The following is a 14547-nucleotide window of genomic DNA, read 5'->3' on the forward strand; positions in this document are numbered from 1 at the left end:
CTGGAGGAGAAGGCGTTCCAGATGTTCTACAACGTCCAGTCGTACCCGATGTCCGGCTGGCACTTCGGACCGGCGCAACCCGCCGACCTGGACAACGTCCTGAAGTCCACGGCGGCCACCCGGCTGGGCATCCCGCCGGTCTCGGCCGGTGACACCACCGCCGGTTACCAGACCACGTATCCGTTGCAGAGCACCCTGGCGGCGGGCAAGGACTATCCGCTCGACTACAAGCTCGGCGACATGCAGCGCAAGGAGGAGCTGGAGGTCGGCGCGCGCGGCACGCTGTCCCCGCTGGCCGAGGTCGGCACGAAGGTGCTGTACCCGCGGATCCAGGAGGGCGGCGGCGAGAACGCCGATGTGGCGGCGGCCCAACTGCGGGCGCTGGTGGCCGGTTTGCAGGGCGGCCCGGAGCTGAACCCCGGCTCGGTGCTCGCCACCGTCAAGCACTGGCCCGGTGAGGGCGCGGGCGGCGAGGCCGGCATCGTCTACGACGGGGTCACGATCAAGTACCACATGATCCCGTTCAAGGCCGCGATGGAGGCGGGCGCGGTCAACATCATGCCCGGCTACGCGGGCAGTTCGTATCTCGACCCGGGCGGTCCCGGCGCGGGCGACAGCGCGAAGATCCTCACCTACCTGCGGCAGAATCTCGGCTACACCGGTCTGATCACCACGGACTGGCTGCCGTCGACGGCCTGGATCAACGCGGCCAACGCGGGCTCCGACGTGATGGGCGGCGCCGACCCGGGCGCTGCCGACTTCACCATGGCGAGCTTCGAGAACAGCGTGCCGCTGGCCCGGATCAACGACGCGGTCACGCGCATCCTGAAGCTCAAGTTCGAGCTGGGCATCTTCGACCACCCGTACGGCGACCCGGTCAACGGCCCGTACCGCTTCCACCAGCCGAGCTACACGGCGCTGGCCAACCAGGCGTCGCGGGAGTCCAACACGCTGCTGAAGAACAACGGTGTGCTGCCGATCAGGCTCAACTCCGGTGACAACATCGTGGTCGCGGGTCCGCGGGCGACCGACGGCGCCGCGTGCTGCATCTGGTCCAGCTACTTCCACCCGGACTACGGCTCGCTGACCGTGCTCGACGCGATCAAGGCGAGAGCGGCGACGGCCGGTGTCAACGTCTACCAGGACACCGGACCGGCCCCGAAGCTCGCGGTCGTGGCGGTCGGCGAACCGTCGTACACCCACGCCACCTCGTGGCCCGACACCCAGCCGTATCTCCCGGCGGACCAGCTCGCCCTCATCCAGAATTTCAAGAACCAGGGAATTCCGGTGGTGGTCGTGCTGACCCTGCCCCGACCCATCGTCATGAGCGACTGGAACAACCTGGCCGACGCCATCGTGGTGACCTACCGCGGCGGTGAGGAGGTCGGACCGGCGACGGCCAGCCTGCTCTTCGGCGACTACACCCCGCGCGGCAAGCTGCCCTGGCAGCTGCCCAGAAGCCTCGACCAGGTGCTCAAGCCCGGTGGCGGCGACAATCAGGCGGACGCCAACGAGGCGTGGGACCTGCCCTACGACCTCGGCGCCACCGCGGCCGAGCGGGCCGACATCCGGGCGAAGATCGACGCCGGTCAGACGGTGCCGACGACGTACGGGAATCCGCTCTACCCCTACGGTGCCGGTCTGACGAGCTGGTAGACCGCACCGGTTCGTGAGATCGCAGCGCCCCTCGTCGGCTTCCGGCCGACGGGGGGCGCTGCCCGTTCAGGCCCCGCTCAGGGCTGGGACGTGCTGCTCGACCCAGATCGTCTTGCCGTCCTCGCTGTAGCGCGTCCCCCAGCGGTCGGCGAGCTGCCCGATGAGGTAGAGGCCGCGCCCGCCCTCGTCCAGGAGTTGGGCGTGCCGCATGTGCGGCGAGGTGTCGCTGCCGTCGGAGACCTCGCAGATGAGCCCCGCGTCCCTGATCAGCCGGAGCGAGACCGGGCCGCGGGCGTGGGTGACGGCGTTGGTGAGCAGTTCGCTGACCACCAGTTCGGTGGCGAAGGCGTGGTCGGACAGGCCCCACTCCTCCAGCCGGGCCATGACAGCGGCGCGGGCGGCCGGGACGCTCTCCGGGAGCGCGGGGTACTCCCAGCTCGCGACGTTCGCGCCGTCCAGGGTCCTGGTGCGGGCCAGCAGCAGCGCCACGTCGTCGTCGTGTTCCGCGGGCAGCCCCGACCAGACGCGGTCGCACAGCGCGTCGAGGCTGTCGGTGGCGGGCAGCAGGGCCCGCGCGAGGGCGGCGACGGCCGCGTCGGTGCCCTGGTGGCGCAGGTCGAGCAGGCCGTCGGTGTAGAGCGCCACGACCGTGCCCTCGTCGAGGGTGAGGGTGCTGCTCTCGAAGGGCGTGCCGCCGACGCCGAGCGGCGGATTCTCCGCGAGCCGCTGGAATTCCACCCGGCCGTCCGGGTGGACGAACGCGGGCGGGGTGTGGCCCGCGCTGGCCACCGTGCACTGCCGCGAGATGGGGTCGTAGACCATGTACAGGCAGGTGGCGCCCAGCTCGCGGTCCGCGTCGTCGTCGGCGAGGCGTACCGCCAGGTCGTCCATGCGGGAGAGCAGTTCGTCGGGCGCGAGGTCGAGGTCGGCGAGGGTGTGCACGGCGGTACGCAGCCGCCCCATCATCGCCGCCGCGTGGATGCCGTGGCCCACCACGTCCCCCATGACGAGCGCGACCCGTGTGCCGGACAGCGGGATCACGTCGAACCAGTCGCCGCCGACGCCCGCCGCGGTGTCGGCGGGCACGTAGCGGTAGCTGGCGTCCACGGCGCTGTTGCGCGGCACCTTGTGCGGCAGCAGACCCTGCTGGAGCCCCAGGGCGATGTCGCGGCTGCGGGTGAGCTGCTGCGCCCTGACCCTGGCCTGGCTGATCAGGACGGCGACCACGGCGGAGGCGGCGAGGAACGCCAGCTTGACCAGCCACAGGTCGGTGCCCTCGGTCAGCCAGTGCCGCAGCGAGGCGTACATCGCGACGGTGAGGGCGCCGAGGACGGCGGTGACGGTGACCGAGTGCACCGCGGCGGCCAGAAAGGGCACGACCGCCAGGGCCAGCCCGAAGTGACCGTCGGGGGCGGTGCCGACGATGGCGGAGCCCGCTCCGACCAGCACGGCGGAGGGCACGACACGCGCGACGCGAGCGAGCAGGCGGCCGGATACGTTCGGCCCCCCTGCGTACACGACGTCCATTCCGGCCCACTTTCGGTTCGGCACGGCGCTGTCCCGCAGCCCGAGCCCATGACAAAAGCCTACGTCACAGACGTATCCGGTGATCCTGGACAGCGGTGGGGCGGGAAGATACGCGGGATACGGATGAGGCGCGCGCCGGGGCCAGGGGCGGGATCGCGCCGATCTCCCGGCGGGAAGCCCCGAACACGCGGTGCGACGGCCCGTGACGCCGTAACGTCCCCTCGGCACGCTGCCCAGCCTCCGGCCGGACTCCCGGCCGCTGTCCCCCGGGGAGGACACGTATGACCACGGACGCCGTCGTCGATCTCGGCGCGCTCGGCGAGGAGTTCAGACGCGACCCGTATCCGGTCTACGCGGAGCTGCGCGCGCGGGGGCCGGTCCACCGGGTGGTGATCCCCGAGGGCCACGAGGCGTGGCTGGTCGTCGGGTACGAGGCGGGCCGCGCGCTCCTCAACGACGCCCGGCTGTCGAAGGTGTGGTCCAACGCGGCGCCGGAACTGGGCGTGCGGACGGTGGCGTCCGGCCTGTCCATGCTGAGTACCGATCCGCCGGTGCACAGCAGGCTGCGCAAACTGGTGGCGCGGGAGTTCACCCCCCGCCGGGTGGACGCGATGGCGCCGCGGGTCCAGGCGCTCGCGGACGGCATGCTGGACGCGATGGCGAAGGAGCCCTCGCGCCGCGGCGACCTGGTGGAGTCGCTGGCCTTCCCGCTGCCGATCTCGGTCATCTGCGATCTGCTCGGCGTGCCCTTCATGGACCGCGAGCAGTTCAGGACCTGGTCGAACATCGCGCTGTCCACCTCGTCGGCGCGGGCCAGGGCGGACGCGGCGGACGCGATGAACGACTTCCTCGTCCGCCTGGTCGCCGACAAGCGCGAGCGGCCGGGCGACGATCTGATGAGCGCCCTGATCCACACCGCGGACGAGGACGGCGACCGGCTCAACGCCGAGGAGCTGCTGGGCATGGCCTGGGTGCTGCTGGTCGCGGGCCACGAGACCACGGTCAACCTGATCTCCAACGGGGTCCTGGCCCTGCTCACCCACCCCGAGCAGCTCGCCGCGCTGCGCGCCGACCCGGAGGGTCTGATGGAGGGCGCGGTCGAGGAGATCCTGCGCTACGACGGCCCGGTGGAGACGCCCACCTACCGCTTCTCGACCGCTCCGGTCGAGGTGGGCGGCACGGTGATCCCCGGTGACGGGCGCCTGGTGCTGGTCGCGCTCGCCGACGCCGACCGCGACCCCGCGCGCTTCCCCGACCCCGACCGCTTCGACATCCGCCGCGACGCCCGGGGCCACATCGCCTTCGGGCACGGCATCCACTACTGCCTGGGCGCGCCGCTGGCCCGCCTGGAGGCCAGGATCGCGCTGCGCGGCCTGCTGGACCGCTTCCCCGGCCTGGCGCTCGACGCGGACCCGGCCGGGCTCGAATGGCGCGGCGGCCTGCTCATCCGGGGTCCCGAGCGGCTGCCGGTGCGCTGGTGACACCGCCCCCGAGTGGCCCGCCGGTGACGGCGGGCTACTCGCCGTGCCAGGAGTGCCACAGCGCCGCGTAGCCGCCGCCGGCCGTGACCAGCTCGTCGTGGGTGCCCAGCTCGGTGACGACCCCGGCCTCCATGACGGCGACGCGGTCCGCGTCGTGGGCGGTCTGGAGCCGGTGGGCGATGGCGATGACGGTGCGGCCCTCCAGCACGGTCGCCAGCGCGCGTTCCGTGCTGCGGGCGGTGGCCGGGTCCAGCAGGGCGGTGGCCTCGTCCAGGATCACCGTGTGCGGGTCGGCGAGGATCACCCGCGCCAGCGAGAGCTGCTGCGCCCTGGCGCCGTCCAGGTGGCGGCCGTCGCCGCCCAGGCGGGTGTCGAGGCCGTCGGGCAGGTCGTCGGCCCAGCCGGTGTCGACCGCGTCCAGCGCGGCGCGCAGCTCCTGGTCGGTGGCGGCGGGCCGGGCGATCAGCAGATTGTCGCGCAGCGTGTCGCGGAAGACGTGGTGGTCCTGGGTGACCAGCACGATCTGGCGGCGCAGGCGGTCCGGCGGCAGGTCGGCGACCGGCACCCCGCCCACGGTGACCGAGCCCGCCCGCGGCCGGTCGATCCCGGCCAGCAGCCGGCCGAGCGTCGACTTCCCCGCGCCCGAGGGACCGACGACGGCCAGCCGCTCCCCCGGCCGCACGTCGAGGTCCACGCCGTGCAGGATGTCGCCGACGTGGTCGTAGGAGTAGCGGACGCCGCTGACCTCGATCCGGTCGTCGGCCGGTACCGCGTCGGCGTCGGTGCGCGTACGCGGCAGCATGTCCAGGCCCTCGACCCGCGCGTACGAGGCGCCGCTGCTCTGCAACAGCTCGACCCGCATCAAGATCGTGTCCAGCGGCCCGACGAGCTGCCGCAGGTAGACCGCGGAGGCGACAACCGTGCCGAGCGAGACAGCGCCGTGGTCGTACAGCGCGCCGCCGACGAGCAGCACGCCGAGGACGGGCAGCGCGTACGAGATGTCGACGCTCGGGAAGTACACCGAGCGCAGCCACAGGGTGCCGAGGCGGGCGCGTCCGGCGCCGGCGATGGCCGCCTCCGCCGTGGCGATCCGCCGCTCCTGGAGGCCGAGGGCCTCGACGGTACGGGCGCCGCCCGCGGTCGCCGCGAGGACTTCGGCGAGTACGGAGTTGGCCGCGCCCTCGGCGAGGTACGCGGTCCGCGCGCGGCGCAGGTACCAGCGGGTGGCGACCGCGATCACCAGCAGGCAGGACAGCCCGCACAGGCCGAGCAGCGGGTCGAGCGCGAGCACGGCGACGATGATGAACAGCGCCTGCATGGTGGCGATCAGCACGGTCGGCACGTCGCTGCGCAGCGTGGTCGCCACGACGTCGATGTCCGTGGTGCCGCGCGCCGCGAGGTCGCCGGTCGGCGCGTGTTCCACGACGGCGGCGGGCAGCGCGAGCGTACGGTCCACGAAGCGCTCGCGGATCCGCGCGGCGGCGCGCTCGCCGAACTGGGCAGCGAGGTTGAGCGCGTAGCGCGACAGCACCGTCTGGACGACCGTGGCGACCACGATGGCCACCGCCAGCCGGTCCACGGTGGACACCGCGGCGTGGCCGGTCGAGCCCCTGACCGTGTCCACGATCCTGCCCAGCAGCCATGGGCTGACGAGGCCGGCCGCGGCGGCCAGCGCGTTGAGGCCGAGGACCGCGGAGAACGCGCGCTTGTCGGCGGCGAGCTCGCCGACGGCGGCGCGCCGCACCCGCTCCCGGTCGGCGACGGGGAGCGCGGCGGACAGGGCGGCGGGCGCCTGCCCGGCGGGCGGCTCCCCCGGCGCGGTCAGGACTTCGGTACCGGCGGCAGGGCGCGGCACGGGGACGCCGTCCCGCCGGGACGGCTCGGTGTCCGCCGCGGGCGGGTCGCTCGGCGCGGTCATCGGATCGCCTCTTCCTGTGCGCCGCGCGAGACCAGCGCGCGGTAGCCGGGCTCGGTGTGCAGGAGTTCGTGGTGCGGGCCGACCGCGACCGCGCGCCCTTCGACGAGGTAGACGACCTCGTCGGCCCGGTCGAGCACCAGCGGCGAGGTGGTGGTGACCACCGTCGTCCGGCCGGTGCGCGCGGCGCGCAGCCCGGTGGCCATCGCGGCCTCGGTGTGGGTGTCCACCGCGGAGGTGGGTTCGACGGCCAGCAGCACTTCGGGGTCGGCGCAGACCGCGCGGGCCAGCCGGAGCCGCTGGCGCTGGCCGCCGGAGAGATTGCGGCCGCCCGCGCTGAGGGAGGAGTCGAGGCCCGCGGGCAGCGCGTCCACGATGTCGGTGGCCGCGGCCGTGCGGATCGCGGCGCGCACGGCGGCGTCGTCCGGGTCGGCGCGGCCCGAGACGGCCTCGCGGACGGTGCCGCTGAAGAGCACGGCATCGTTGTCGGCGACCAGGAGGCGCTCGCGTGTCTCGCGCAGCGCGACGGTGTCGAGCCGCAGGGCGCCCCACTCGGCGTCGGAGGCGGCGAAGCGGCCGAGGCGTTCCACGACGGCGGCGGTGTCGGCGGGGCGGGCGGAGGCGAGCGCGGTGAGGACGCCGGGGCGGACGACGACGCCGGAGAGCGGGTCGCGCAGCGCGGCGGGCGACGGCGGGGCGGCCACCGGGTGCGCGCCGTCGGACTGTTCCGGCGTCAGGGCGAGGAAGCCGGTCACGCGGCGGGCGGCGACCAGCGCGCGGGCCACGTCGTTGCCGCCCTCGATGAAGAAGAAGACCGGGACGACGAGCATGGCCGCGTAGCCGTACACCGCGACCAGTTCGCCGATGGCGAGCGAGCCGTCGGCCGCCATGCGCGCGGCGAGCCAGGTGACCAGGGCGAGGAAGAGGGCGGGCAGCCCGACGGCGAGCGCGCCGACCCAACTGGTGACGGAGCCGACCCGGTAGCCCTGGTCGCGCAGCGCCTGCGAGCGGCGGCGGTAGCGGGCCGCGTAGACGTCCTTGCCGCCGAGGCCGTTGAGCACGGGCAGCCCGGTCGCCACGTCGACCAGCAGCGCGGTCAGTTCGCCCTGCTCGTCGCGGTAGCCGGTGCCGACCCGCTGGAGGCGGCGTTGCAGCGGGCCGACGGTGACGGCGACCATCGGCACACCGGCCAGCACCACGAGGGCGAGCAGCGGCGAGATGGACAGCAGCACGGCGGCGACCGCCAGATACGAGACGGCCGCGCCGATTCCGGGCCCGGTGACGGTCAACGACTGGGCGATCACCATGACATCGGCCATCCCGATCGCCACCACCTCGCCCGCGCTCATCCGGTGCGGCAGCGTGGCGCCCAGTTCGGTGGCCCGCCGGACGGTGGCGCGTACGACGCGGAAGGAGGCGTCCATCCGCACCTTGGTCATGGTGCGGTGCCGGGCGATGCCGATGAACGCGTTGAGCACCCCGACGCCGAACATCGCCGCGGCCCAGCCGAACAGCGCGGTGTGGTCGCGCGGTCGGAGACCGTCGTCGACGGCGCGGGAGAGCAGATAGGGCGGTACGGCCAGGCCGAGCATCCACACGGTGCCGAGGGTCGCCCCGGCCGCGACCCGGCCGGGCTGGTTTCTGACCAGCCACAGCAGGAAGCGGACAGGGCTTCGGATGTCCCCCGGGGTGGGTGGGGAGAAAGTGTCGGCCATTCCCGCACCCTATGCGGGGGTGCGGGACGGGTCCGAGCGGTTATTCGCCGGGCGCGGGCAGCGTGGCGGAGGTCTCCAGGAAGAAGGCGTCGATGCGCTGCACGGCCTCAAGGAAATCGTCCAGATTGACCGGCTTCGTCACATACGCGTTGGCGTGCTTCTGGTAGGCGTCGGCGATGTCGTCCGGCGCCGCCGAGGTGGTCAGCACGACCAGCGGAATGGAGCCCAATTCGTCGTCGTCCCGCAGGACGGCGAGGAATTCGCGGCCGTTCATGCGCGGCATGTTGAGGTCGAGCACGATCAGGTCGGGGCGCTCGTGCTCCGGGTCGCGCAGGTACTCCAGCGCCTCGATGCCGTCGCCGACGTGCGAGAGCTGCCGGGTCATGCCGCCCTCGGACAGCGCGTCCTCGATGAGCAGGGCGTCCGCGGGGTCGTCCTCGACCAGCAGGACGCTGTATGTGCGGCGCGGGGTGAGGGCGTTCATCGGGTCGCTCCTGATCATGAGGGGCCTCGAGGGGGGATTCGAGGTGAAGACGAGTCCTGGCCAGCGCCGCCGGGCGCCCTGCCGGGTGATGCCCCACGCCTGGCCGAGCCGCGGGTAGTTCGCGCCGAGCCGGACCGCGGCCGCGGCCTCCTGCGCCGCGCACCGGTCGACGGCACGCATGAGATGGGCCAGCACGCGCAGCCGGTTCAGCGGCGCGGCGGCGGGCTCGGGGTGCTGCCCCCACGACGTGTCGCCCGGCGCCAACTCGTCGAATCGCGCGGCCAGTTCACCGACGAGGTCGCGTACGGCGGCGTCGGTCAGGCCGGTCATGGCCCGCTCGACGGAAGCGGTGGGCTCAGCGGCTCGACCGGGTCCCGCGGCCTCGGCGGGAGGGGCGGGGACGGCCGCGGACTGCTCCCGGCCGCCTGGTTCGGTGGCCGTCACGGGGATCGGCATGCTCCGCATCCTAGGGAGGAGATCGACATCATGACAACATTGGTTGTCCAGGGGCGCGGGCACGGAGGGCGTGCGGACGCGACGAATCCGTCACCGTATGCGTGGCTCTGTCCGCAGGAGCGGTGCGCGGTCAGATGTGCGCGAGCAGCCTGTCCAGCGGGCGCGGGACCTGGTGCGGCTCCAGCGCGTCGACCAGCGCGTGCGCGTACTGCGACTTGCGTCCGCTGTGGGTGCCGATGAAGCGCCGGAGCTGGCGGTCGACCGGGCGCTCACGCTGCGCGGGCTGCTTCTGGAAGATCCGGAAGGAGCGCGCCTCGCCCAGTTCGGCCGCGACCTCCCGTACCGCGTCGGTGCCCAGGGACCGGATCAGTTCCTCCTCCAGGTCCGCGACGCAGACGTGGAAGCCGAGCGCCTCCATCTGCGGACGGTCGCGGGGCGAGCCGACGCCCGCGCGGTCCAGGGCGCGCAGGAAGTAACCCTCCTCCGCCTCGTCGCACAGGCCCGCCAGCGCCAGGTCGAGCCCTTCGGGGCCGACCAGGCTCAGGAAGCGTCCGATGCTCATGGCGCCGCCGAGCGGCACGACGACCGTTCCCTCGGCGGCCAGGTCCCGGCCGCGCCGGACCGCGAGCGCCTCCACCGCCGCCTGGTCGCTGGTCCCCTCGACCAGCACCGCGGTCCTCACGTGCGTGGCCGCGGCCAGCTCGCGCGCCGCCGCCTCGGCCGCCGCGGCTCCCGTACCGCCCGCGGCCCACTCCACCACCGCCAGGCCGAAGCGCGTCATCGTGTCCACGCGGCCCAGTCTCCCCCCGGTGCGCGGCGGGCCCCGCATGGTTTTTCACGGCGGACGGCGGCCCCGGCGGGGTCCCGGTCGGAGCGACCGGAGCGGTCCCGGCGCGGCCCCGGTCGGAGCGCGGGCGGAGCGTGGGACCGGGGTCCGCCCAAGGTCCCTTCACCGGTCCCGGCGAGGCCGGGTACCGCGGCGCGGGCGGCTGGTGCCAGACTGCGCAGACGTCCGGCGCTGCGTAGACGCGGGCGCGTATACGCAGGTCGGACGGGCGAAGCGGCGGGAACCCCCATACGACGGGGGCTCCGGCCGGTCAGGCACCGGACAGGAGGAACATGCCCGAAGCGGTGATCATCGGCAGTGAGCGCAGCGAGGTCGGACTGCCGACCGGGATGGACGTGCTGCGGCGCGGCGGCTCGGCGCTGGACGCGGTCGAGGCCGCGATGCGCCGCTGCGAGGACAATCCGGCGGACCATTACGTGGGCACCGCGGGACTGCCCAACGCGCAGGGCGTGGTGGAGCTGGACGCCTCCCTGATGCTGGGCTCCGGGCGGCAGTTCGGCGCGGTGGGCGCGCTCAAGGGGTACCCGAACCCGATCTCGGTGGCCCGCGCGGTGCTGGAGAGACTGCCGCAGCACAGCCTGCTGGTCGGCGAGGGCGCCGCGCTGTTCGCGCGGGAGTGCGGCTTCGACACCGCGGACCTGCTGACGGACGCCTCGCGCGAGCAGTGGCGCAAGCAGGTCGCCGACTCCCAGGAGTCGGTGGAGGGCGAGAACACCGCGGCGACCGACGGCGACGCCCGCTACCGGGAGAGCGCGCTCGCGCTGATCCGCCGGCTGGCCCCGCACGACGGCCCCTGGGGCACGATCAACATCATCGCGCTGGACGCGTCGGGCGAGATGTGCGTCGGGGTCTCGACCTCCGGCTATCCGTACAAGTACCCCGGCAGGGTCGGCGACTCCGCGCTGCCCGGCGCGGGCAACTGGTGCGATCTGCGCTCCGGTGGCGCCGCCTGCACCGGCCGCGGCGAGCTGAGCATGCGCGGCGGCACCGCCCGTACGATCGTCGACCTGCTGGCGGCGGGGCTCGATCCGTCCGACGCGTGCCGGGACGCGCTCGCCGACGCGGCCACCCTGCCGGACGAGTTCCGCTCCGAGCTGCGCGCGCTGGCCCTGACCCCCGACGGCAGGCACGGCGGCGCGGCCGGACAGGAGGGCAGCGTCTACGCGTTGATGACCGACGCGTCGACCGAGCCCGAATTCCGCCCCCGGACCGTGCTGTGAAGATCTTCGTCTCCTCCGACATGGAGGGCACGGCGGGCGTCGTCGACTGGTCGCAGTGCCGTCCTGGGCAGCCCGAGTACGCGTACTACCGCACGCTGCTCCAGGCGGAGGTCAACGCCTCGATCGAGGGCGCGGAAGCGGGTGGCGCGAACGCGTTCCTGGTCAACGACTCGCACTCCACGATGGCCAATCTGCGCCCGGACGAACTGGCCGGGCGGGCCCGCTATCTGTCCGGCCGCCACAAGCCGCTGTACATGATGCAGGGCCTGGACTCCTCGTACGACGGGGTCTTCTTCGTCTCGTACCACGGCTCGATGTCGGGCGAGCGGGCCACGCTGTCGCACACGTACAACCCGGCGGCGATCAGCGAGGTGCGGCTCAACGGGGTCGTCGCGGGCGAGAGCGGGATCAACGCGCTGGTCGCGCTCGGGCACGGGGTGCCGGTGCTGCTGGTCACCGGGGACGCGACGACGGCCGCCGAGCTGGAGCCGTTCTGTCCCGGCGCGGTGGGCGCGGTCGTGAAGTCGTCGGTGTCGCGGTTCGCGGCCGACAGCCTGCACCCGGAGGAGGCGCGCGAGGTGATCCGGGACGCCGCCCGCAGGGCGGTCGAGGGGCTGCCGTCGGCGGCCCTGCCGGACATCGCGCTGCCCGCGACGCTGACGGTGCGGATGCGCAATCCGGACCTGGCGGAGATGGCGACCTGGATCACGGGCGTCGAGCGGGATCCGGCGGACGCGGTGACGGTACGGATGACCGACGAGGATCCGGTGCGGCTCTACCGCACCTTCGTGACCGTCGTGCTGCTGACGCGCGGCATCGCGGAGTGACGACGGCGGGGCCCGGTCGTCCGGGCCCCGCCGTGTCCGCGCGGGTCGCGGGCCGTCAACCGCCCACGGCCTACTGGTTCGGAAACCCGCGCCTCAGAAACTCAGCGCCGAATCGCGCACCACATAGGCGCACTCCGTGTAGATGTAGCCGCTGCGGAGCTTGACCGTGTCGCTGCCGGGCGTCGCGGAGTCGCCGGAACTGGTCGACTTGTGCAGGAAGTACGTGGTGCCGACCGGCAGATTCAGCGTCTTCTTCGGGTAGTTCCTGCCGCTGTTGTTGCACGCCGAGGTCTGCGCCGACGCCTGGCTGGAGTACGTCTTGCAGGCGCCGCAGCCCTTGAGCGTGAAGCTGCCGGTCACCGGTCCGGTGAACAGCACCTCGACCTGGTCGGGGCTGTCGTTGCTGACCGTCACGGAGATGCTGCCGCCGGAGTCCTCGGTCGGCATGCGCTTGCCCGCGGCGGGCACCGTCACGGCGACCTCGGCGGCGATGGCGAGCTTCTTGGCGTACGCGGTGTTCTTGTCGCGCGGGTACTTCTTCACGAAGTCGCGGATCTTGTCCAGCGCGCTGCTGAAGTCGCCGCCCTTGTACTCGTGGACGGCGCAGGTGTAACTGCCCGACTGCACATAGGTGTCGGCCCGGCGGGCGTCCTTGTCGAAGGCCGCGGCCACGCCCGCGTCCCCGCCCTTGAGGTTGCCCGCGCGCACGCCGAGGGCGCGCACCTTGTCGGTGGCCGCGCACGGGTCGCCGCCGTTCAGGTCCCTGGCCGCCGCGTCGATGGTCGACTTGAAGGCGGGCTCGACCTTCGCGGCCTGCGGCGACTTGGGGTACGTGGAGAGCAGGTCGCTCAGGTACCCGTCCTTCGCCTCCGCGCCGCTCGCGTCGGCCAGGTCGGCCGTACCGCACGCGTACAGCGAGGTCGCGAGGCGGTCGTCCGGCCATCCGGTCAGCGTGCCGAGGGCCTTCCTGTCGAAGTGCTCGGGCACGGTCCGCAGGTACTTCAGCGGCTCGATGGCGTCGCAGTACCTCTTCTGCTCGTAGGGCGTGCCGACCGCCGTGTAGTACGTGGTCAGCCGGTCGGGTACGCGCTTGGCGGCGCGGGAGCCGCCGTGGTGGTCGCTGAGGTCGCGGTACGCGGCCAGCGCCGTGGTGTAGTCGGTGCGCGCCTCGTCGAACGGCTTGCTCTTGGCCGCCTGGACGAGCTGGTCGGCGGTGTCGAGGCGGTCGAGCAGCATCTTCTGGGTGGCCTCGTCGCGCGCGCCGTCGTAGTAGACGACGCCGCCGACGGGCGCGGCGAGCAGCACGAGGCCGAGCACGATCGCGACGGGCGTCCGCGGCGGCCAGGACAGCGGGGTGCGCAGGCCGCGATAGGCGCCGTGCGCGGCCGCGAGGACGAGGAAGACGGCGTAGGCGACGACGACGCCGCCGGACACGCCGTCCGCCGTCGCGGGCAGCGCGACGAAGAGCAGGACGCCGGTCGCGACCAGGCAGGCCGCCGTGGCCAACCAGCGGCGGGTCAGCGCGTAACCGATGCCGAGGCCGCTGAGATTGAGCAGGCCGACGGCGACGGCCCGCAGCGCGTTCGCCGGTGCGGGCGGCGGCGCCGGTGGTGCGGGCGGGCCGGCCGGGAACCCGGGCGCGTAGCCGGACGGATATCCGGACGGGATGCCGGGCGGCGCGGCGGGCTGCCGCGGCAGCCAGGCCGGTGGCGCGGGCGGCGGCGGGGGCCCGAAGCCCTCCGGCGCGCCGCCGTTGCCCGGTGTGCCGCTGCCGCTCGGTGTGTCGCCGGCGCTCGGCGTACTGCCCGCGCCTGGTGTGCCGTCAACGCCCGGCGCGTCGGCGCCGTCCGGTCTCCCGCCGCCGCCCGGCGTACCGCTGGCGTCCGCTCCGTCCCGCTGGTCCCAGGTCATGGCGAATTCCCCCCTGCTCCTGCGCGGACGGGATCACCGCCCGTCGCGCTTCCCCACCCCACCGCGGGCGCGCCCGTGCGTCCGGCCGCTGGAGGACAAGACGCGGGTGCCGACGCGGCAGTTCCCGCTCGGCGCGGGACACGCGCGTACCCGCCCGTGCGGTATGCGTGCTCTTCTGCGCGTGCGCGCACAGCTCCGCGTGCTGCTGTACGTGCCGCTCCGTGTACGGCCAGTATCGGGGGCCGGGGGCATACGCCACAAGCGAGTTGGATCACACCCCGTGCGGGGTCCCGAGGCCGACGCGGCGCAGCGTCGTGAAGGCGAGGGCGACGGACGCGGCCAGAAGACAGACGGCGGCGAAGGCCGCGAAGAGAACCCCGGAGCCCCAGGCGGCGACGGTGAGGCCGCTGCCGACGCCGACGACCGCGCCGAGCACGACGGCGGACGCCAGCATGGGGGCACAGCCGAGGGCGGCGGTGCGGACCGCGCGCCGCCTCCCCCGTCAGAC

10 protein-coding genes and 1 pseudogene are annotated in these 14547 nt (G+C 73.6%); 4 read left to right on the forward strand and 7 right to left on the reverse strand.

From position 1 onward, the window contains the following. Positions 1–111: 111 nt before the first annotated feature. A pseudogene (locus tag ACIQCJ_RS13395) lies at positions 112–1656 on the forward strand (glycoside hydrolase family 3 C-terminal domain-containing protein); the annotation flags it as partial. A gap of 66 nt (positions 1657–1722) precedes the next feature. Here the strand turns inward: ACIQCJ_RS13395 and ACIQCJ_RS13400 are convergent. Continuing rightward, complete coding sequence (locus tag ACIQCJ_RS13400; protein ID WP_401856530.1) at positions 1723–3183, reverse strand: SpoIIE family protein phosphatase; 1461 nt, start codon at positions 3181–3183, stop codon at positions 1723–1725. 281 nt (positions 3184–3464) lie between these two features. Between ACIQCJ_RS13400 and ACIQCJ_RS13405 the strand changes: the two genes are divergently transcribed. After that, on the forward strand, positions 3465–4664 hold the full coding sequence (locus ACIQCJ_RS13405) for a cytochrome P450 (RefSeq protein ID WP_401856531.1): 1200 nt from the start codon (positions 3465–3467) through the stop codon (positions 4662–4664). Between the two features lie 34 nt (positions 4665–4698). On the opposite strand, the gene ACIQCJ_RS13410 is transcribed toward ACIQCJ_RS13405, so the two are convergent. The 4 genes from ACIQCJ_RS13410 to ACIQCJ_RS13425 form a co-directional block, all read right to left on the reverse strand. After that, positions 4699–6582, reverse strand: a complete 1884-nt coding sequence (locus ACIQCJ_RS13410) for an ABC transporter ATP-binding protein (RefSeq protein ID WP_402711426.1) — start codon at positions 6580–6582, stop codon at positions 4699–4701. Continuing rightward, positions 6579–8294, reverse strand: coding sequence for an ABC transporter transmembrane domain-containing protein (locus ACIQCJ_RS13415; RefSeq protein WP_402711427.1), 1716 nt, complete (start codon positions 8292–8294; stop codon positions 6579–6581). Before ACIQCJ_RS13415 ends, ACIQCJ_RS13410 begins: the two co-directional genes overlap by 4 nt. 40 nt (positions 8295–8334) lie before the next feature. Then, the gene (locus ACIQCJ_RS13420; RefSeq protein WP_355341680.1) at positions 8335–9234 is read right to left on the reverse strand and encodes a response regulator; all 900 of its coding nucleotides are present in this window, start codon (positions 9232–9234) and stop codon (positions 8335–8337) included. Between the two features lie 130 nt (positions 9235–9364). After that, positions 9365–10024 carry a TOPRIM nucleotidyl transferase/hydrolase domain-containing protein gene (locus ACIQCJ_RS13425; protein ID WP_391045843.1) on the reverse strand — a complete coding sequence of 220 codons (660 nt, stop codon included), beginning with the start codon at positions 10022–10024 and terminating at the stop codon, positions 9365–9367. A gap of 329 nt (positions 10025–10353) precedes the next feature. Here ACIQCJ_RS13425 and ACIQCJ_RS13430 point away from each other — a divergent pair, with 329 nt between their 5' ends. Continuing rightward, entirely contained in the window at positions 10354–11301 is a 948-nt protein-coding gene (locus ACIQCJ_RS13430) for an isoaspartyl peptidase/L-asparaginase (RefSeq protein ID WP_391045845.1), read from the forward strand. Continuing rightward, positions 11298–12128 (forward strand): M55 family metallopeptidase, encoded by an 831-nt coding sequence (locus ACIQCJ_RS13435; protein WP_355341672.1) that lies wholly within the window; start codon positions 11298–11300, stop codon positions 12126–12128. Before ACIQCJ_RS13430 ends, ACIQCJ_RS13435 begins: the two co-directional genes overlap by 4 nt. A 93-nt stretch (positions 12129–12221) precedes the next feature. Here the strand turns inward: ACIQCJ_RS13435 and ACIQCJ_RS13440 are convergent, their stop codons facing one another. After that, a complete protein-coding gene (locus ACIQCJ_RS13440; RefSeq protein ID WP_402711428.1) occupies positions 12222–14039 on the reverse strand; it encodes a hypothetical protein in 1818 nt (605 codons plus the stop codon). Positions 14040–14310: 271 nt separating this feature from the next. Further along, positions 14311–14493, reverse strand: coding sequence for a hypothetical protein (locus ACIQCJ_RS13445; RefSeq protein WP_402711429.1), 183 nt, complete (start codon positions 14491–14493; stop codon positions 14311–14313). Between the last annotated feature and the right edge of the window lie 54 nt (positions 14494–14547).

The organism is Streptomyces sp. NPDC093221 (assembly GCF_044753885.1).
Lineage (GTDB): Bacteria > Actinomycetota > Actinomycetes > Streptomycetales > Streptomycetaceae > Actinacidiphila.